14 protein-coding genes are annotated in these 22,065 nt (G+C 36.2%); 6 read left to right on the forward strand and 8 right to left on the reverse strand.

The features are described from left to right. Positions 1 to 78 precede the first annotated feature (78 nt). On the reverse strand, positions 79 to 2,079 hold the full coding sequence (locus ACXX80_RS04210) for a fumarate reductase/succinate dehydrogenase flavoprotein subunit (protein ID WP_458552148.1): 2,001 nt from the start codon (positions 2,077 to 2,079) through the stop codon (positions 79 to 81). A gap of 12 nt (positions 2,080 to 2,091) precedes the next feature. Further along, a complete protein-coding gene (locus tag ACXX80_RS04215) occupies positions 2,092 to 2,757 on the reverse strand; it encodes a succinate dehydrogenase cytochrome b subunit (RefSeq protein ID WP_458552149.1) in 666 nt (221 codons plus the stop codon). 369 nt (positions 2,758 to 3,126) lie between these two features. Here ACXX80_RS04215 and ACXX80_RS04220 point away from each other — a divergent pair, with 369 nt between their 5' ends. Further along, positions 3,127 to 4,488, forward strand: a complete 1,362-nt coding sequence (locus ACXX80_RS04220) for a hydroxymethylglutaryl-CoA synthase family protein (protein WP_458552150.1) — start codon at positions 3,127 to 3,129, stop codon at positions 4,486 to 4,488. A 75-nt stretch (positions 4,489 to 4,563) separates the two neighbouring features. Here the strand turns inward: ACXX80_RS04220 and ACXX80_RS04225 are convergent, their stop codons facing one another. Then, entirely contained in the window at positions 4,564 to 6,045 is a 1,482-nt protein-coding gene (locus ACXX80_RS04225) for a helix-turn-helix domain-containing protein (RefSeq protein WP_458552151.1), read from the reverse strand. A 117-nt stretch (positions 6,046 to 6,162) separates the two neighbouring features. Here ACXX80_RS04225 and aceB point away from each other — a divergent pair, with 117 nt between their 5' ends. After that, on the forward strand, positions 6,163 to 7,764 hold the full coding sequence (gene aceB / locus ACXX80_RS04230; protein ID WP_458552152.1) for a malate synthase A: 1,602 nt from the start codon (positions 6,163 to 6,165) through the stop codon (positions 7,762 to 7,764). A 46-nt stretch (positions 7,765 to 7,810) separates the two neighbouring features. Further along, a complete protein-coding gene (aceA, locus tag ACXX80_RS04235; protein WP_131990435.1) occupies positions 7,811 to 9,091 on the forward strand; it encodes an isocitrate lyase in 1,281 nt (426 codons plus the stop codon). A gap of 72 nt (positions 9,092 to 9,163) precedes the next feature. On the opposite strand, the gene ACXX80_RS04240 is transcribed toward aceA, so the two are convergent. After that, positions 9,164 to 12,001 carry a WD40/YVTN/BNR-like repeat-containing protein gene (locus ACXX80_RS04240; RefSeq protein WP_458552153.1) on the reverse strand — a complete coding sequence of 946 codons (2,838 nt, stop codon included), beginning with the start codon at positions 11,999 to 12,001 and terminating at the stop codon, positions 9,164 to 9,166. A 125-nt stretch (positions 12,002 to 12,126) separates the two neighbouring features. On the opposite strand from ACXX80_RS04240, the gene ACXX80_RS04245 reads away from it, so the two are divergent. From ACXX80_RS04245 to ACXX80_RS04255, 3 genes are all read left to right on the forward strand, one after another. Continuing rightward, positions 12,127 to 13,419: an aminopeptidase P family protein gene (locus ACXX80_RS04245; RefSeq protein WP_458552154.1), complete on the forward strand. Its 1,293-nt coding sequence runs from the start codon at positions 12,127 to 12,129 to the stop codon at positions 13,417 to 13,419. A 308-nt stretch (positions 13,420 to 13,727) separates the two neighbouring features. Further along, positions 13,728 to 14,528, forward strand: coding sequence for a TIGR00266 family protein (locus ACXX80_RS04250; RefSeq protein WP_338646977.1), 801 nt, complete (start codon positions 13,728 to 13,730; stop codon positions 14,526 to 14,528). 144 nt (positions 14,529 to 14,672) lie between these two features. Next, positions 14,673 to 15,455, forward strand: a complete 783-nt coding sequence (locus ACXX80_RS04255; protein WP_458552155.1) for an alpha/beta fold hydrolase — start codon at positions 14,673 to 14,675, stop codon at positions 15,453 to 15,455. Here the strand turns inward: ACXX80_RS04255 and ACXX80_RS04260 are convergent. From ACXX80_RS04260 to kbl, 4 genes are all read right to left on the reverse strand, one after another. Continuing rightward, complete coding sequence (locus tag ACXX80_RS04260; RefSeq protein WP_458552156.1) at positions 15,452 to 16,123, reverse strand: ATP-binding cassette domain-containing protein; 672 nt, start codon at positions 16,121 to 16,123, stop codon at positions 15,452 to 15,454. The genes ACXX80_RS04255 and ACXX80_RS04260 overlap by 4 nt on opposite strands. 302 nt (positions 16,124 to 16,425) lie before the next feature. Beyond that, entirely contained in the window at positions 16,426 to 19,203 is a 2,778-nt protein-coding gene (locus tag ACXX80_RS04265) for a PD-(D/E)XK nuclease family protein (RefSeq protein WP_458552157.1), read from the reverse strand. A gap of 63 nt (positions 19,204 to 19,266) precedes the next feature. Then, a complete protein-coding gene (locus ACXX80_RS04270; protein WP_458552158.1) occupies positions 19,267 to 20,700 on the reverse strand; it encodes an OmpA family protein in 1,434 nt (477 codons plus the stop codon). Positions 20,701 to 20,833: 133 nt separating this feature from the next. Further along, complete coding sequence (gene kbl / locus ACXX80_RS04275; protein WP_458552159.1) at positions 20,834 to 22,027, reverse strand: glycine C-acetyltransferase; 1,194 nt, start codon at positions 22,025 to 22,027, stop codon at positions 20,834 to 20,836. Positions 22,028 to 22,065 lie beyond the last annotated feature (38 nt).

Here is a 22,065-nt window from a genome sequence, read left to right on the forward strand (position 1 = left end):
TTTGAAAGTCATAAAGTCGAAAGTCGAAAGTCGATTGACATTGAGCCATTTGACTTTAAGACGTTAGACATTAGACTATTATTTATAACTTCTTTGAACTAATTTCACGTTGTCAAATACCAACGGCTCTTTGTGTAAAACAGCTTCACTTGGTTTTCCAGTGTATTCCCATGCTGCTACGTAAGCGAAGTTCTCATCATCACGTTGCGCTTCACCTTCTGCAGTTTGGTATTCTTCACGGAAATGTCCTCCACATGATTCATTACGATGTAAGGCATCTTTAGCGAACAATTCTCCCAATTCAAGGAAATCGGCAACACGAGTCGCTTTTTCTAATTCTTGATTGAAACCTTTATCGGTTCCAGGAACTTTAACATCTTTGTAAAACTCTTCACGTAAAGCGGCAATTTCTAAAATTGCTTCATTAAGTCCTTTTTCATTACGAGCCATTCCAACTTTGTTCCACATAATTTTTCCTAATTTCTTATGGAAATAGTCAACAGAATGTGTTCCGTTATTGTTCATGAATTTATCAATCTGGTCTTTAACCGCTTTTTCAGCAGCTACGAACTCAGGTAAATCTGTAGAAATTGTTCCCATTTTAATATCTGGAGCTAAATAATCACCTATTGTATAAGGCAATACAAAATAGCCATCAGCTAAACCTTGCATCAAAGCCGAAGCCCCTAAACGGTTAGCTCCGTGATCTGAGAAATTTGATTCCCCGATAGAGAAACAACCCGGAATTGTAGTTTGCAAGTTATAATCAACCCAAGTACCACCCATTGTATAATGCACCGCAGGGTAAATCATCATTGGAGAAGTATAAGGATCCTCATCTACAATTTTATAATACATTTGGAACAAGTTCCCGTATTTACTTTTTACAAGTTCAGTACCTAATTTAGTTACTAATTTAGTGTCCTTAGTATCCAATCCTTTTACATAAGCTTGCTCATTTCCGTAACGTTGAATAGCTGCGGCAAAATCCAAATAAACTGCTTCTCCTGTTTTGTTTACTCCAAAACCAGCATCACATCTTTCTTTGGCAGCACGTGAAGCTACATCACGAGGTACTAAGTTACCAAAAGCAGGATACCTTCTTTCTAAGAAATAATCTCTTTCCGCTTCTGATAAATCGGTTGCTTTTTTCTTTCCTTCACGAATAGCTTGAGCATCTTCTAATTTTGCAGGAACCCAGATACGCCCATCATTACGCAATGATTCTGACATTAATGTCAATTTCGATTGGTGTTCTCCAGAAACTGGAATACAAGTTGGGTGAATTTGTGTGTAGCAAGGATTTGCGAAGAAAGCTCCTTTTTTGTGGATTTTCCAAGCTGCAGTAGCATTAGATCCCATTGCATTAGTTGACAAGAAGAAAACGTTTCCGTATCCTCCAGAAGCAATAACAACAGCATGAGCAGAGTGTCTTTCTATTTCACCGGTAACTAAGTTACGTGCGATAATTCCTCTTGCTTTTCCGTTTACGACTACTAAATCCAGCATTTCGTGACGGTTGTACATTTTTACTTTTCCACGACCTATTTGACGGTTCATTGCTGAGTAAGCACCCAAAAGCAATTGTTGGCCTGTTTGTCCCTGTGCATAAAAAGTACGAGAAACCAAAGTTCCTCCAAAAGAACGATTGTCTAACAATCCTCCATATTCACGAGCCAATGGAACACCTTGTGCCACACATTGGTCGATAATATTAGACGAAACTTCAGCCAAACGATGTACGTTAGCCTCACGAGCACGGTAATCTCCACCTTTTACAGTATCATAAAACAATCTGTGAACAGAGTCTCCGTCTCCTTTATAATTTTTTGCAGCGTTAATTCCCCCTTGTGCAGCAATTGAGTGTGCACGACGTGGTGAATCTTGAAAGCAAAAAGCTTTTACGTTATATCCTAATTCTGCTAAAGTTGCAGCAGCAGAACCTCCAGCAAGACCTGTACCAACTATAATTACATCTAAATTACGTTTGTTAGCAGGGTTTACTAAATTAATATGATCTTTATAATTTGTCCATTTGTCCGCAATTGGACCATTCGGAATTTTTGAATCTAATGCCATTATAATTGAATATTAATGATTGAAATGATGAAAAAGCGCAATAAAAATAAATCCGAAAGGAACCACATAAGCAAATCCTAATCCAAAATTTTTCAATCCTTTAGAATATTTATTATTAAATCCTACTGATTGAAAAGAAGAACTAAATCCATGGTTTAAGTGTACTGCTAACAATACAAAAGACAAGATATACAATCCTGTACGAACTGGACTTTCAAATTTCGCCACTAGCTCATGAAAATACCTTGTTTCATCCAATGGGCTAACATCTACATATTTGTACACCATTTCAGGAACCCAAAAATCGTAAAAATGCAATGCCAAAAAAGCTAAAATAACTGAACCGGAAATAATCATGTTTCTTGATGCCCAAGAAGAATTTGCCGCTCCATTATTCTTTGCATAAGCAATAGGTCGGGCACTTCTGTTTTTGAAATCCAAAACAAAACCCATGATAAAGTGAAAAACCACTCCTACAATCAAAATAGGTTGTATTACGAATTGAACTAATGGATTGTTTCCCATAAAATGAGAAATCGAATTAAAAGTGTCGGCACTAAAGACCGATGTCATATTGATAAAAAAATGCTGTGCTAGAAACAACATCAAAAAAAGTCCTGAAAGTGCCATAGCTACTTTTTTTGCTATTGACGATTTCAATAATGCAGATTTTGCCATAAGTTTTATATAATTTGTTTTAAAAAATTCTACAAAAATAAAGCAATTAGACAGTAACTACAACCTTTTCGCTGTTATTTATAATGATTTTAAAGTGTTTCACGCAAAATATCAAGAAATCCTTAAATATCAAACATAAATCCAAAAACACCCTGAAAATCAGTTAAACAAAAAAGAAAAAAATCTTAAATAATAGACCACGAAATTGACCGAAAACCAACCCCTAAATAGCTCAAAATTACTAATTCAATATTTTTTATTGTTCTTTATTTCTAAATCAACAAAAACATCTGGCGCCGTCAATTTATGTCCCTAAAATAATTGTATCAAGCCACTGCGTTTTTAACTTTACAAATTAAAAATTGAAGAATGAAAACAGGAATTGACGCTATCTCTTTTGATGTTGCAAAAATACATTTACCCATAAACACTTTGGCAAAAGCCAGAAATATCGAACCCGAAAAACTGGAAAAAGGACTGGGTTTAATCAAAATGACATTGCCAGACACTCATCAAGACACCGTAGTTTTTGGTGCCAATGCATTGACCAAATTAATTTCAGACAATAACATCAACCTTAACGAAATCTCCCGAATTTATGTAGGAACCGAAAGCGCCATTGACAGCTCAAAACCAATAAGCTCGTTTTTGATTGCATTGATGGAACAAAAATTCGGAGAAAACACTTTATCAGAATGCGATGTGGTCGATTTTACTTTTGCTTGTATTGGCGGAGTTGATGCCATGCAAAACTGTATTGATTTTGTAACATTGAATCCAACAAAAAAAGCAATTGTTGTCACTACTGATTTTGCAAAATACGATTTAAACTCTACCGGAGAATACACGCAAGGTGCTGGCGCTTTGGCTATGTTGATAACCTCAAACCCCAGAATTATTGCTTTCGAAAACAATTGGGCAACCAGCACAAAAGGAGTTTTTGACTTTTTTAAACCGTATCGAACGATTTCGAAAACATCAATTACAGGAAATGCAACTAACGAACCGTGGTTTGAAAATTTAGAAAGTGAAGTTGAAATCCACAAAGACCAACCGGTTTTTGATGGTCAATATTCGAATCAATGTTATATGGATCGAACTAGAGACGCTTATTTTTCATTCAAAAAATTAAAAAATACTAACGAAACTGTTTACGATTCCTGGAAAAGCATCGTCATGCACTTGCCTTATGCTTTTCAGGGACGTCGAATGTTGTCTGAAATTTATGCTTTGGACGCTTCCAATACAATTATTTCCGGTAATGAAGATGCTTCTGAATACCAAAATAAACTGAAAGAAATCAGCAAATCAGAAGCCTACAAAGAATTTGTAAATGAAAAATTAATGCCTGCAGAAATCGCTTCTTCTCTAATTGGAAACCTATACACAGGTTCTATTTTCATGGGATTACTATCAACTTTGGTTCATTTTTACGATACTGAAAAAGAAATAAGCGATAGTAAATTTGGCTTTCTGGCTTATGGAAGCGGTTCAAAATCAAAAGTTTTTGAAGGAACGATTCAACAAGACTGGAAATTAGCCATTGCTAACGTCAATCTTTTTGAAACATTAGAAGAAAGTTTCGAAATTGACTTTGAAACCTACAATAAACTACACAAAAAGGAACAAAAAACCAGCATTAAAACTCCAAAAAATGAATGGATTTTAGACCGAATTGAAAATGAAATTCCTAATTTAATTGGTGCTCGTTATTACAAATGGGTGGATTAATTTTATATTTCTAAAAAAAGCACCGACAATTCAAACTTGAACTTTCGGTGCTTTTTTTTTAAAGACAGTATTCCGCTAACTGAATTTTGCTATGTATTGCTGCACAATTAAATCCGTATTTTCGTTGCGCATTTTTTGCTCTAATTGGATTGGTGGCGAAGCGCGTTCCAAACAATTTTTAACGGCACAAGTTTCACAGGTAACCCCGACAACCTGTTTTTTAATCGAATCATTTTCGACAAACTTGAATTTTTTCTTCATTCCCGGTGTAATCAATATCCCTACAGAAATACTACGGATACAATCTACTTTAAACGGATCCGGCGTTGCTGATGAAAAAACAAGATATTCATTTTTGCTGTTTTCATAACTGGAAATTTGCGCATCAAAAAAATGGTTTTTCTTTTGCTTCAAAGATTCCTCAATCGTTCGTATGGAAACCCATCTTCGGCAGTAATGCTCATTCATTTCATTCGCATGCGGTTCCTGCTGGTTCGTGATATGCAATTCCTTTTTTATCTGATACGTATCCGTTCCTATTTGATGCGACAATCTCAGAAAGAAAAGATTCTTCAACTGAAAGTCTTTTGGCAAAATATTAGTCAACCTTTGATAGAACGATTCGGGCGAAACATTGAATCCGCTCATCAAAGCAATCATTTCCTGTGGTTTTGGATCTGTTTTAGACAAAAATAAATTCAGTTCATCTATCAGTCTTTGCCTTGGAATAAGTAACGCTCCGGCAAAATAAGAAGCGTAAAAATTATTCAGAACTTGGTCAAAATTATCAAACTTAATCCAGCTGAACGTATACAATCTTTCTGTGATTTCAAGGTAATTATACGCAATTTCTTTAGCTAAGATAAATGCCTTTTGAGGTTCATCAATATCTAAAGAAAGAAGTAACGTTTTACTCTTTGGCACAAAAATCGATCTCAAATCCCCTAATTGTTCTTGTTCAGAAAAAACGAGTTCTTTTATCGTATAACCATATTCTTCTATTAGTATCGCCGTAAGTTCTTCAATCGAAATTTTGGTCTCAATATTCACGTGAAAAGCTTTAGAAAACTGCAACACTTTCTGCTCTAAATCTTCAAAATAGTTCGTATGTGCTTCTTGGTACGAACGCAACGACGCCAAAAAGAAACTCTCTCTTGTCAAATTATAATGCTGTGCAATCTCAATGATCGTACTTATAAACGCATTGACTTTTGCAGGAGCGTTAGCAATAATGTCGATAAGATCGTTTTCCTGAATCCCAAAAATCTCCAGAGGTATCTCTTTTAGAATACCCGATTTTAGGATTTCTCCAATGGGCGCCAGATTATTATCCAGCTTCAACGATACCATATTATCATAGGAAATATCGAGTTTTTCGGCTAACAGAATGATTTTATCCGTTTTTGGATACTTTTTACCTTTTTCAATTTCGTTTAAATACGATTTTGAAAGGTCCGTGATTTTTGCCAAACCAAATAGTGACAGATTCTTATTGGTGCGAGCCTGCTTGAGTTTAAGCCCAAAAATCAACTTGATATAATCCTTTTCTATGTTCATATCTCAAAGATAAGCTAAAAAATATTTACGCCAAAAAAAATATTTTTCATTTTTAGCGTACGTTCGCTTGTTTTGTAAAAAACTTTTCGTAACATTGTCGTGTAAAACATATTAACCATGAAAGCAAATACCGAAACAACCGAAAAACCGTTGCAGTTTTCTAATGAAACGAAAGAGCATTATCCAGAAATTTTGACGGATGAAGCAATTAATTTTATTACAGAACTCCACGAGCGATTCAATGACAAAAGACTTTTGTTATTAGACGAAAGAAAAAAACAACAGGATTTATTTGATCAAGGTGCCTTACCCACTTTCCCTACTGAGACCAAAAGTGTCAGAGAAAGTAATTGGAAAGCGGCAACAACACCCGAGGATTTACTAGACCGAAGAGTCGAAATAACCGGACCGGTCGATAGAAAAATGGTGATTAATGCATTGAATTCAGGTGCAAAAACTTTCATGGCTGATTTTGAAGACAGCACTTCTCCTACATGGAGCAACTTAATGACGGGACAGCAAAACCTGAAAGATGCGGTGAATAAAACTATCACTCTTGAAGATACTATAAAGAATAAAAAATACAGTCTGAACGAAAAAACTGCTGTACTGCTTGTTCGTCCAAGAGGATTGCATTTGCCGGAAAAAAATATTTTGATCAACGGAGAACAAACTTCAGGATCGCTAATTGATTTTGGCTTGTATGCTTTTCATAATTACAAACAACTTATTGAAGATGGAACGGCGCCTTATTTTTACATTCCAAAACTGGAACATTATCTGGAAGCAAGATGGTGGAATGAAGTTTTCGAATTCACGCAGGAATATTTAGGCGTAAAAAACGGAACATTCAAAGCCACGGTTTTAATCGAAACAATAACTGCCAGTTTTCAATTGGACGAAATCATTTTTGAACTGAAAGAGCATATTGTAGGCCTTAATTGCGGGCGATGGGATTACATTTTTTCATACATCAAAAAACTAAGAAAGAACCCAGCTTTCATTGTTCCAAACAGAGATCAGGTAACGATGACTTCTCCATTTATGAGTGCGTATTCCCAACTGGTTATTCAGCGATGCCACAAACGAAATATTCACGCAATTGGTGGGATGGCGGCACAAATTCCGATAAAAAATAACGAAGAAACCAATAAAATTGCTTTCGACAAAGTAATAGCCGACAAAGAACGGGAAGTGAAAAATGGTCATGACGGAACTTGGGTCGCACATCCGGATTTAGTTTCGCTTGCCATGACAGTTTTTGATAAATACATGCCAACCAAAAACCAAATTCAGGTAAAAAGAGAAGACGTACACGTTACCGAAATTGATTTGCTCGAAACTCCAAAAGGAACCATTACCGAGGAAGGTGTTCGAAAAAACATCAGTATTTCAGTTTTATATATCGCTTCCTGGCTCAACGGACAAGGCGCCGCAGCGTTGCACAATTTAATGGAAGATGCAGCTACCGCAGAGATTTCGAGATCGCAATTGTGGCAATGGTTACAAAACGAAGTGATTTTGGACAATAAAAAAACATTAAATACAAATTATTATCATCGTATAGCGATGGAGGAATTTGAAAAAATCAGAAAGCTCGTGGGAGACGACAATCACGAAAAACAAAAATACAGATTAGCGGAACAATTATTAGATATTCTAGTTGTGAACGACAATTTTATCGAGTTTTTGACCATTCCTGGATACAAATACATTTAAAAAATTAATTACAATACCTATTAACAAACAACCAAAAAAAAGAAAAATGAAAACTACAGAAACAAGAATTCAAGAATTAGTTACCGACTGGATTACGAACCCAAGATGGAATGGCATTGAGCGTCCCTACACTGCTGAAGAAGTGGTGAAATTGCAAGGTTCTTATCAAATAGAGCACAGTGTAGCCAGAATTGGAGCGAATACTTTATGGAATAAACTAAATTCTCAGGATTTTGTAGCCGGACTTGGCGCGCTTACCGGAAACCAAGCCATTCAAGAAGTTGAAGCAGGATTAGATGCAATATATTTGAGCGGTTGGCAGGTTGCCGCTGATGCAAATGTAGCCGGAGAAATGTATCCTGACCAATCTTTATATCCTGCTAACAGCGTTCCATTGGTAGTAAAACGAATTAATAATGCGCTTTTGAGAGCAGATCAAATACAAGTGGTTAACGGAACTGCAGACAAAAAAGAATACTTAGTACCAATTGTGGCTGATGCCGAAGCTGGTTTTGGTGGAAACCTGAACGCTTTCGAATTAATGAAATCGATGATTGAAGCGGGAGCTGCTGGAGTTCACTTTGAAGACCAATTGAGTTCTGCTAAAAAATGTGGTCACTTAGGAGGAAAAGTATTAGTTCCTACGCAAGAAGCCATCAATAAATTGATTGCGGCACGTTTAGCAGCTGACGTAATGGGAACGCCAACAATTGTTGTTGCCCGAACTGATGCTGATGCAGCTAACTTATTGACTAGCGATATTGACCCAAGAGATGCTAAATTCATCACTGGCGAAAAAACGGGAGAAGGATTTTTCTATGTAAATTGTGGTGTGGAGCAAGGAATTGACAGAGGATTGAGTTATGCGCCTTACGCTGATTTAATTTGGATGGAAACTAGTAATCCGGATCTGGATTACGCAAGACAATTTGCTGAAGGAATTCACGCAAAATTCCCAGGAAAAATGTTGGCTTACAATTGTTCGCCTTCTTTCAACTGGGCTGCAAAATTATCAGTTGCTGAAATGGAAACATTCCGCGAAGATCTTGCAGCAATGGGATACAAATTTCAATTCATCACTTTAGCCGGATTCCACGCATTGAATACGAGTATGTTCGAATTGTCTAAAGCCTACAAAGAAAGAGGAATGGCAGGGTATTCTGAATTGCAGGAAAGAGAATTTGCTTTGCAAAAACACGGTTTCAAAGCGGTTAAACACCAAGGTTTTGTAGGGACTTCTTATTTTGATGCGGTACAAAATACCGTGACAATTGGAAAATCTTCTACAACTGCAATGAAAGATTCTACAGAAGTAGCTCAGTTTTAAATAAAGTAGCAACCAAAAAAAACACGATTTCAGATGGAATCGTGTTTTTTGTTTTTAAAATAAAAAGACTTTCTATTTTGATTCAATAATTTCAAGATCAGTAACCATTTTCTCTTTTCCTTTTTGAATACTGATTTTATTGATTGAAATTGGAAGGTAATATTTCCCATTTTTGGCTTCTTCCAATTTTAGTTTTTTGTCTTTATTTTTCCAATTATCCGCTACCGTTTTAGTCATTGAAAGATCGTAAATGTGTTTATTCAATCCTTTTGACGCTTTCACTTTCTGAGAATAAACGACTTCTTTTAAACTGTTTTCAATTTGCAAAAGCACTTCCGAATCCCCATTCGAATAAAACCAAATCTCTGCTTTTGGTTCTGAAGCCTTAGCCCAAGAACTCCAACTGTTTCCCCATTCTCTTGATTTTTTTATCTTTATTAATTCGAAAACATGAAGATTTTCAGCTACCACTTTATCGCTCAATTGTTGTACTTGCTCTAAATTGACTTTATAAATCGAACGACCGTGAGTTCCCACCACTAAATCTTTTGCTTTCTTTTGAATCACTAAATCGTGAACCGCAACGTTCGGAATTCCGTTCGAAAAATCATCCCAAGTTGTTCCTTTATTTAACGAAACGTACAGTCCGTTATCCGTTCCCAGATATAAAACATTCTCATTTACATTATCCTCCACAATCACATTCACAGGACTTGCAGGCAAATTATTGGCGATATTTTTCCAACTTTGACCAAAATCATCTGACATAAACACATAACTGGTGAAATCATCATTTCGATATCCGTTTAAAGTCGCATACACTCTTTCTTTCTTGTGCGCCGAAGCCACGACTCTGGAAACCCATCGATTTTGAGGTAAATTCCCCGAAATTTTGCTCCAAGTCGCACCACCGTCTTTCGATACATGAATCAATCCGTCATCACTTCCGGTGTAGAGTAAACCAAACTGCAAAGTACTTTCGCTAATAGCAGCGATTGTTCCAAAAGCAACATTTCCTTCCTTCGCTCCTTGTGTCAAATCAGGCGAAATCGCAGTCCAAGTTTGTCCTTGATTCATCGAACGGTGCAAAAAATTAGATCCCATATATAAAATATCCTGATTGTGTGAAGACAATAAAATAGGTGTTTGCCAATTGAATCGGAATGGTTTTTCGTCTTTTTTAGGCTTTGGCGAAATGTATTCTCGCTTGTTAGTTGCACGATCAATTCTGTAATAATTCCCAAATTGAAAACCAGTAAAAACAATATTTGGATTCCTTTTGTCGATTTGAGTTTGCATTCCGTCGCCTCCCATCAAATTTTCATAAGGATATTTTCCGGTTTGGTACCATTCTGAGGAATATTTATACGTACTTGGTCCAACCCAAACGCCATTATCCTGCATCCCGCCATAAATATTATACGGTTCTTGCTCATCTACATTCACTGCATAAAACTGACTTACGGAATGCGAATTACTTTTTACCCAATGCGCTCCATCATCATACGAAATATTCAAACCACCGTCATTTCCATTAATTAAATGCCCGGATTTATTTGGGTTTACCCAAACAACGTGATGATCTGCGTGAACATTTTCTTCGTTTATGGAAGTGAATGTTTTTCCGCCATCATTTGATTTGATAATCGGCACACCTGATAAATAAATTTTATTCACATCGTTCGGATCAACAGAAATGACGCTGAAATAATACCCGTACGAATAAAAGAAATCATCAATGAAATCCTTGTGGGTCTTCATCCAGTTTTTTCCTCCGTTACTTGATTTGTAAACTTCAGCTCCGATAACTTCTGTTTCGGCTAAACTATTTATCGCATCCAGAACTACTTTTGCCGCTTCATTAGGTTGCAAATAGCCGTTTTGAACCCAGTGTTTGATGTTTTCAGCTCTATATTTTTCGGTTAAGCCATAATTCTTTAGAATAGAATTCAAGCTTTTATTAGGTAATTTCAAGAATTCGTCTCCCGGCATAGAAAATGCAATTGGTAAAGAATTACTTTTTTTGGATTGCAACGGTCTTTTAAATTGGTTATCTAAAATGGCATACACGTTATTGTCATCATACACCGCTAAACCAATTCTTCCAACGCCTTCGCCAATAGGAAATCCGCTTTCAGCATTCGTAAAAAGTTTCCATGTCAATCCAGCATCTTCACTTTTATAAATTCCCGAAGTGGCGCCGCTTCCTATAAAATCCCACGCTTTTCTGTCTTTGCTCCAAGAAGCAGCATATTGAACTTTGAAATTTTTTGGCGAAACAGCCACATCTATAATCCCGGTTTCATCATCAATATAAAGTGTTTTACTCCAAGTTTTTCCGCCATTTATCGTTTTATAAATTCCTCGCTCTTCATTTTTCGAATACAAATGACCCACTGCACCTACAATAACTTCATCTGGATTTGATGAATTTATAAGTATTCTGCTGATATGGTGGCTGTCGTGTAATCCCATATTTTGCCAAGTCTTCCCTTTGTCTTCGGATTTCAAAATTCCAATTCCGGCGTAAGACGAACGGGACGAATTTACTTCGCCAGTTCCTACCCAAATCGTTCCTCGTTTCCAGTCTATCGCGATATCGCCTACATTTTGCGTAGGCGCCGCATCCATAACCGGCGAAAAACTCATCCCATTATTATTCGTGTACCAAAGTCCGCCCGAAGCATATCCTACATAAAACTCGGTTGGATTTTCCGGATTTACATCCACATCCACCACTCTGCCGCTCATCACCGTTGGCCCCACATTTTCGAAAGCAACATTCTGAAAAAGAGATTGATTTTCCATTTGTTTTTTGGATTCCAATGATTGCTGAATCGCTTCCGCAGAAACTTGTCCCCAAGAGACACTTTGGACTATGATGGCAGAAAAGAGTACTATTTTTTTCATAAAAACTGATTTGATTTGGAAAATTAATCATAAAAATAGTTATCTGAAAATTTTATACTGTAATTAACATCCGTTTCTCTCAAAGTTAGTATTTTTGAATATTCAATGTATAAAAACGAATTGTTATGAAATATCATCAAATTGACCGAGATTTATTTATAAAAAATAGAGAAAAATTCATGGCTCAGATGAAGCCAAAAAGTGTTGCCATCTTCAATTCTAATGATATTTATCCCGTTTCTGCAGATAGTACCTTGCCATTTGCACAACACCGCGACATATTTTATTTAAGCGGAGTCGATCAGGAAGAAAGTATTTTATTGCTTTTTCCGGATGCGCCTTACGAGCATCAAAGAGAAATGGTATTCTTGAAAGAAACCAGCGAACACATTGCAATTTGGGAAGGTGAAAAACTGACTAAAGAGCGTGCTTTTGAAGTAACAGGAATCAGAACCGTACATTGGTTGCAGGATTTTGAAAAAGTTTTGTTCGAAATGATGACTCATGCTGAAACAATTTACATCAATACTAATGAGCATTACCGTGCTACTGTAGAAACTGAAACGCGCGAAGCCCGTTTTGTAAAATGGTGGAAAGAGAAATATCCGGCACATGCTGTTGCAAAAAGTAACCCGATATTGCAACGCCTTCGTTCTGTAAAAGAAACCGAAGAATTGGATTTAATCCAAAAAGCCTGTAATATCACCGAACTTGGTTTTAGAAGATTATTGCCTTTCGTGAAACCAAATGTTACCGAATACGAAATCGAAGCCGAGTTGATTCACGAATTCATTCGCAACCGTTCTAGAGGTTTTGCTTACACGCCAATTATCGCTTCCGGAAACAATGCCAATGTATTGCATTACATCGAAAACAACCAACAATGTAAAGCCGGTGATTTGATTTTACTAGATGTCGCGGCTGAATATGCAAATTATTCTAGTGATATGACGCGTACCATTCCTGTTTCAGGAAAGTATACCACCAGACAAAAAGAAGTATACAATGCCGTTTTACGTGTGAAAAATGAAGCGACAAAAATGCTTACTACAGGAACACTTTGGAAACAATACCATATCGAAGTAGGTAAATTAATGACTTCTGAGTTGCTAGGTTTGGGTCTTATTGACAAAGCCGATGTGCAAAATGAAAACCCGGAATGGCCTGCTTATAAAAAATATTTCATGCACGGGACATCCCACCACATGGGATTAGACACGCACGATTACGGAATCCTGACTGAACCTATGCAAGCCAATATGGTGTTCACCGTTGAGCCTGGAATTTACATTCCTGCCGAAGGTTTCGGAATCCGTCTGGAGGACAATATCATCGTTCAGGAAAGCGGCGAACCGTTCAACATGATGCGCAACATCCCAATTGAAGTGGACGAAATCGAAGAGTTAATGAACAGTTAGTTCCATAAAACAGACAACCAAATCGGTTTACAGCAATGTGAACCGATTTTTTTTTGGGCGCAACCCAGCTTCCGAAAACTCCAGCTGCGTCGGGCTATTCGCTGCAAATGAAATTCACTGAACTCCTATGAAAATAAAAGTACTGTGAAGTAAGTCCTCGTCTCGTCAAAAAAGACGAGACTGTGGGCTTTCCACTGCTATCCCTTGCGCGCTTCAACGAGAAAATCTGTAATTCCAAAATTCATCTTAAAGCTGTAACTTTATAATCACCCTTCCGACATATTTAAAAAACTTAAAACATAAAAATCATGCAAGCACACGAAATAGACTACCACATTTACGGCGAGGAAATGCAATATGTGGAAATAGAACTGGACCCACAGGAAATTGTAATTGCCGAAGCGGGAAGTTTTATGATGATGGACAATAACATCCAAATGGAAACCATTTTTGGAGACGGTTCGGGACAGGAAAACGGATTGTTCGGTAAACTTTTAAGCGCCGGAAAAAGAGTGCTGACAGGCGAAAGTCTTTTTATGACTGCATTCATCAATCAAAACAATACCAAAAGCAAAGTTTCATTCGCTTCGCCTTATCCCGGGAAAATAATCCCAATTGACTTGACACAATTTGGCGGAAAATTCATTTGCCAGAAAGATTCTTTCCTTTGCGCTGCCAAAGGTGTTTCTGTGGGAATCGAATTCTCTAAAAAACTCGGTCGTGGATTGTTTGGTGGTGAAGGTTTTATCATGCAAAAAATAGAAGGTGACGGTATGGCGTTTGTTCATACCGGCGGAACATTAGCCAAAAAAGAATTAGCCGCAGGCGAAATCCTAAAAGTGGATACTGGTTGTATCGTAGGTTTTACCAAAGATGTCGATTATGATATTGAGTTTATTGGTGGCATCAAGAATTCTATTTTTGGTGGCGAAGGTCTGTTTTATGCCACACTTCGTGGTCCGGGAACAGTGTATGTACAATCCTTGCCTTTCAGCCGACTTGCGGACAGAATCATAGCATCTGCTCCAAGAGCTGGCGGAAACAGTCGCGACGAAGGAAGTTTATTGGGCGGATTAGGAAGTTTACTCGATGGCGATAGAAGATTTTAAATTTCATAAACGGCTTTCAGAAATGGGAGCCGTTTTATTAACCATTTAAGAAATATAAGCAAATGGAAGCAATACTTACATGAACTTATATTTCTTAAATGGTTAAAAAAATAAAATGTTACTTTTGTAGACTAATTTTTCATTTTGAAACAAATTCTCTTTAAAAACACCAACATCTCCTATTCCGATTCCGGGAAAGGAAGCGCTATTGTCTTACTTCATGGTTTCTTGGAAAACAAAGGCATGTGGGATTTTTATATTCCAGAATTTGCTAAAAAAAACCGCGTCATCACGATTGATTTATTGGGACATGGCGAAACGGAATGTTTGAGTTACTTGCAAACGATGGAAGATAATGCCGATGCAGTCCACGCAGTTTTATCGGAATTGCGCATCCGAAAAGCCATTTTTGTCGGGCACTCTATGGGCGGTTATGTTGCTTTGGCTTTCGCCGAATTGTATCCCGACACCATAAAAGGATTGGTTTTACTAAACTCGACCGCAAGAGCCGACAGCGAGGAACGAAAAACAAATCGGGATCGAGCTATTAAAGCGGTAAAACAATCTTTTATGAATTTTGTTTCACTTTCTATTGCAAACTTATTCAGCGAATCCAACAGAGAACGACTTTCATCAGAGATTGAAAACGTAAAAAAAGAAGCTTTAAAAACACCGCTTCAAGGAATCGTTGCGTCACTGGAAGGAATGAAAATACGACAAGATCGGGAAGTGTTGTTGCATCTTACACCCTATCCAAAATTATTGATTCTGGGCGAAAAAGATCCTGTTCTGAATTACGAGGAAACCAAAGAACAAATTGAAAACACAACGGTAAAATTAGTGACTTTTCCGGACGGACACATGAGCCACATTGAAAACCAAGACCAGTTATTGATTGTATTGTTGGCTTTTTTCAAAAGCATCTAAATCATTCCAGATTTCAAATACCCTTTTTCCACCAATTCGCTTTTGTCTTTCAAATGGTGCATTTTTCCTTCTTTCATCAACGCCAGTTTTGTGGAAACCTTAATCACATTTTCATAGTTATGATCTGTGATAATGATGCCTTTTACACTGGACATTGTAGTGATTAATTTATTAATTTTTTCAATCATTATGGGCGATAAACCATTGTAAGGCTCGTCCAGCAAAACAAATTTTGACGCATTATTCAGGATTAATTTAATTTCTAAATACCGTAATTCTCCACCAGATAAATGCTTTATTTTTTTATCCAACATCGATTGAATCATTTCATCAGCATAAAAATCCTGTAGCTTCTCTTTGGTAATAGACAATTGAATGGTCTTTTGTATCGAAAATGAATTTGGAATAAAATTATCTTGAGGCAAATAACTGATTTCGTTTAGCAACTCACTGGTTTTTGATTTTACTGCGCCATCAACTCGAACAAATTTAAAATCAGCAGCTACAATTCCAAAAATGATTTTCAACAAAGTAGATTTTCCAGAACCATTTCTTCCTAAAACGCCAATAATATCAGCGGTTTCACATTTCAAATACACATCGGAAACAATGATTTTCCCATCATACTGTTTTTGAACACTGTCTACTTCTAAAATGTTTTTAGTCATACGGATTTCAGTAGTATGTTAATAACTAAAATCAGCGCCAACGAAAAAACAAAATTCAGTAGAAAACCATACACGAATAACTGTATTTTTGAAATTCCATTATTGTAATAAAACAAGTATTCATTTTTAGCATTCACTTCTTTTATCAAAAGGCTAATGAAGAAACCAAAAATAATAAATACGTATTTGAAGGTTTCAAATCCTCCAAAAACCCATGCTAAAGCACTTATTGACACGTTTATCGTCAAAGTGCTTTTGTAAAACTCGAAGATGTTGGCTAATTTTCTGATTGGAAATTATGTTTAAATTATTTTCTCTTCAAAAGGAATACTTTGATCTAAAATTTCGCTTAATAAAAGAACCATTTGTTCTAAATAATTACTCAAAATTTCTTCATTTATAATCGAATTTACTTCTTTATCTTCTTTAAAATTAAACGGAAGAAAACCAGCTTTTAAATTCTTGAAAGAGATAATTCCGGCTTCAATTGGCTTTCCTTTTGCTTCATGTTCATACATGAAAGCATACGCCAAAACCTGAATGATTTTATCGCTTTTAATGTCTTCGGTTAATCGGTTCCAGGATTTCAGAGTGACGCTCGCTTTTTCTACTTTTCCGGTTTTGTAATCGATAATTCGAATGACTCCGTTGCGCTCTTCAATTCTATCTACATTTCCTTTTATCAATACCGGAAACGGCAAATTAGGATGATTTAAAGTTCTTCCAAAAGTTTGTTCTAAAGCTATAATTTTTATCGCATCACCATTTTTAATACTTTCTAATTCCACTTTCAGGAAATTCGAAACATTTCGTTTAGCTACTTCAAACGCCAATAAATTTCGACCCTTTTTGATTTCGCCTTCTTTGTAAACTAATTTGAATTGTTTTAAAACCTCAGCGTCAATTTGTTTGAAACAATTTAGAATATCACTTTCAGAAATAAATTTACCAATGAAAGGGTCGTACAAAACTTTTAGAGTTTCGTGGATAATGGTTCCCAAGGTATTCAAGGCAATGTTCTCCTCTACTTCTTCGACTTCGCTGATGCGTAAAATTTTCTGAAAATAAAACTGAATCGGATTCCTAATATAACTCGTCAATGCCGATGGAGAAAATCCTTTTTCAGAAATTTCTTTTAATCGTACCATCACACTTTCCGATTTGGGAATGACCATCGGTTGATACGCTGTTTCGGGTAAAACAGCATTAAATATTTCGTGAGTAAGCGTATGATTATTTTGCTTTTCGACTTCCAGCTGGGTGATGAATCGGCTTTTTTCACCCGCATCCAGACCTTCACTTTCGGTATTATACAGCAAGTAAATGTTTTTGGCGCGTTGCAACAAATGATAGAAATGATAGGTATAAATCGCATCTTTCTCTTTGAACGTCGGCAAACCCAGTTCGCGTTTCACATCATAGGGAATAAATGAGTTTTGCGATTTCCCGGCCGGAAATTTCCCTTCATTCATCGAAGTGACAATAATGGTGTCAAAATCCAAAACACGGCTTTCCAAGACTCCCATAATCTGTAAACCATTCAACGGTTCACCTTCAAAAGAAACTTCCGCTAAATCAATTACTTGTTTGTAAATGGCATAAAGCGTTTCTATTTTATCAATATGTTCGTGTTTGGAATAATAATTAATCAGTTTGTTAATGACTTTGAAAATGGCAAAAACAAAAGCTTTGGTTATTTTTTCTTCTTCATTATCGTTACTTAAATTTTCTTTTATGGTTTGCAATAATTTTGAAATGGTCTCTAAAACCGGTATCGATCCTTTTTCCCATTTTTGGAATAATAAAAGAAACAATTCACTCGGAATTACATTCAATTCCATCAATTTATGATGCGTAATAAAAGTATAATTATTTTGATTGATCGTGTGGACAAGCGTGCTAGTTTTTGCATACGGTTCCACCAAAGGATGCGTCAAAATATCCAGAACATCTTTGTAATACAACACATAGCTTTTAGCATTTCTGGATAATGCATTGGTGTGCATTTTGAATAATTTGGCAATCAAAATCTGCGCTGGATTATTCTTACTCGAATACCCCATCGTAATATTCAAGGCACCAACGCTTGAGGGTAACGAATATAAAAGTGGAACCAAAAGATTTTCCTCGCCCAGAACCACAGCCACTTTATCCAACTTGTCTTCAGTCCCGAGGCTTCGGGATTCATTGATGACATTCTCAATAATGCTTCCGGCTATTTTGGCCTGACCAATCGTTTTTGGTGTTCCAATAACTTGAATATTTTTTGTCTGCGAAAAATCATTTACAATCCATTCAAACGGATGCTGCTTATAATGTTTCCAACTTTCTTTGAAACGTCGTACAAACAGCCCTGCATCATGATACGGGTCATTTAGAAAGGTTTGGTCTACGTCCCAATAAATTTTGGCCTGATCAGAAGCGATAAGGTGCTGGATTATTTTTTCTTCGGCGGCATTCAATGCGTTAAAACCCGCAAATAGGAATTGTTTCCCTTGTACCGAATTCGAAAAATGATTTAGATTATTAACTGCTTCACGATAAATCAAACCTTGATATCCGATTCCTTTGTTGAGTAAATGTGTATAAAGGGATTGATAGTAATTGGGTAATAATTTCCAAAAATCAATATATTTTTCTAATAATGCCGTTTTGTTTTCGACTTCAATTCCCCACTTTTTAATATCCTCAATATCTTTCAGATAGGAAAGAACATGCGATGGTTCTAATAAATAGCGGTCAATCTCATTAAAGTCCTGTAGCAGTGTTTTCGCCCAATTGGCAAACAATTCAAAAGATTGTTGGTTTGCTTTATCGGTAATAGATAAATAGACTTCGTAGAATTCAAATAATAGTTCAATGGGATCTATGGTACGAATACCAGCAATATTTTGTACAAAATCTTCAATACTTATAATTTCTGGAGAAAGTATATTAGTTGAAACTTGATTTTTTAACGCTTCAATAAGAAATATTTTAGCTCGTTTGTTTGGTAAAACTACAATCGTATTGGAAAGATTGCCAAAATAATTTTCAATTAAAACTGCGGCTATTTTATCTAAAAAAGAAGTATTTGTCATTCTATAAAAATAAAAAAACGCCTCAATAAATCGAGGCGTTTTGATAAATATTTTAGAAAGAAATTATTCTTTGATCAAAGATATTTCAACTCTTCTGTTCATTGCTTTTCCTTTTGCAGTTTTGTTAGTTGCAATTGGTTTAGTTTCTCCAAAACCTGAAGATCTAAGTCTATCAGCAGCAATTCCGTTTTCAATTAAATAATTTTTAACTGCAGCAGCTCTGTTCTCAGATAAAGTTTGGTTAAGTTCATTACTACCATCACTATCACAGTGACCTTCGATCATGAATCTTGAATAAGGATATTCTTTTAAGATTGAAGTGATTGATTGTAAAACTGTGTAAGTACCTTTTTGGAAAGTAGATTTACCAGAATCAAACAAGATTATTTTACCATAGTTGTTTAAAGTTTTCATAACTTCTTCAGAAACTTCTGGACAACCTTGATTAGCAACAGTACCTCTTACATCTGGACATTTATCATCTTTGTCTAAAACACCATCTCCATCAGTATCTGGCCAAGGACAACCTGCGTTTTCTTTAGGACCTGCAACAGTTGGACATTTGTCATCTTTATCAGCTACTCCGTCTCCGTCAGTATCAGGACAACCTTTCAATGCAGCTAAACCAGCAACTTCTGGACAAGCATCATCTTTATCAGCAATTCCATCTCCGTCAGTATCAGGACATCCGTTCAATGCAGCTAAACCAGCAACTTCTGGACAAGCATCAGCACTATCTTGAATTCCGTCTCCATCCGTATCAGGACATCCGTTGAATTGTTTTAAACCAGCAACTTCTGGACAAGCATCATCTTTATCATAAATTCCATCTCCATCTGTATCTTTACCTCCAAATTTGAAGATAAGACCAGCTGAATGTTGAAAATGTGATGGAGCATCTGGAACTCCAGCTGCATCTTCTCTATCTCCAAAAGATTTTTTATATTTAGTAGCAAGTTCTAAACCTACATTTTCAGTAAACCAAAAAGTTAAACCAGCACCAGGATTTAAAGTTCCGTAGCTACTATCACCAAAGAAAGTATAACCTCCACCAACAGATAGAGAAGGATCAATAATTTTAGAACTAATCAAATTCATGAAACTATATTTAATAGTCGCATCTACACCATAATACATTAAATCTCCTGGATTAGACACTACATATCCACGAGAATCATGACCAACTGCAGTTGGAGCAAATTTCACATATTTATCAATTTTGTTCACGGAACCAGCAAGTCCAAAAGAGAAATTATCTCCTATGTATCTAGACACGCTTAAGTAAGATACTGATGGAAGGATATTCCAGTTGTCTTTTACTGCAAATGGTTGAGAGAAATGACGGTCAGCCCAATTATTTCCTCCACCAGCACTAGTCTTAGTGTCGATAGCATTAACCCCGAAAGAGATTGCCCATGGATTGTTACTGTCTTGTGCGTGAGAACTTAATCCCATGACCATCATTACAGCAACTAAAAGTTTGTTAAGATGTTTCATACTTAATTTTTTTAATTACAATTTAGTTAATTATAAACAAAAGTAATGCGTAAATTTTTAACTACAAAACTAAATGTTAAAAAAAACCTATAAAAACTGCCAAAAGTGGAAATTATATAACTTCAATTAAAAATTATATAACATTTAACATTCTACCAACTTCAACAAAAGCACTGATAGCCTTATCTAGATGCTCTATTGTATGTGCTGCAGATAACTGTACTCTAATTCTCGCTTTATCTTTAGGAACTACCGGAAAAAAGAAACCAATAACGTAAATCCCTTTTTTCAAGAGTTCATCTGCCATTTTTTGTGACAATTTTGCATCATACAACATAACTGGAACTATCGCAGAATCACCATCAATGATGTCAAAACCTGCGTTCTTCATTCCGTCTTTGAAATAATTAGTATTCGATTCTAATTTATCTCGTAATGAAGTATCCTTTTCTAATAATTCAAATACTTTTATGGATGCACCAACAATTGCTGGAGCAAGAGAATTTGAGAATAAATACGGTCTGGAGCGTTGGCGCAATATTTCGATAATTTCTTTTTTGGCCGTAGTATAGCCTCCCATTGCTCCACCAAGTGCTTTTCCTAATGTTCCAGTAATAATATCTACTCTTCCCATAACACCTTTTGCTTCAAGCGTTCCTTTCCCGGTTGCACCAATGAATCCTGCAGCATGACATTCATCTACCATCACCATAGCATCGTATTTATCTGCTAAATCACAAATTTTATCCAAAGGAGCTACAACGCCATCCATCGAGAAAACACCATCTGTAACAATTAATTTGAAACGAGTTCCAGCTTCAGTAGCTTTGATTAATTGTTGTTCTAAGTCTTCCATATTGCTATTTTCATAACGATAACGAGCCGCTTTACACAAACGAACTCCGTCTATAATGGAAGCGTGATTCAAACTATCTGAAATTATCGCATCATTTTCTCCTAATAAAGGTTCGAAAACTCCACCATTAGCATCAAAAGCTGCAGCGTAAAGAATAGTATCTTCGGTTCCGTAAAATTCAGAAATCTTTTTCTCCAATGTTTTGTGAATATCCTGAGTCCCACAAATAAAACGAACCGATGACATTCCGAAGCCATGTGTATCCAAAGCGTCTTTTGCTGCCTGAATCACTTCCGGGTGGGATGACAAACCAAGATAATTATTGGCACAAAAATTCAAAACAGTTTCTCCTGTAGAAATAGTAATTTCTGCTCCTTGTGGTGAAGTTATAATTCTTTCTTTTTTGAAAATTCCATTATCTTCAATAGTCTGTAATTCTACTTGAAGATGTTCTTTTATTTTTCCGTACATTTTTATATTTTTAAAAGTTCAATTTTGCGGATAACTCA

It is taken from the genome of Flavobacterium sp. GNP002 (assembly GCF_054343795.1).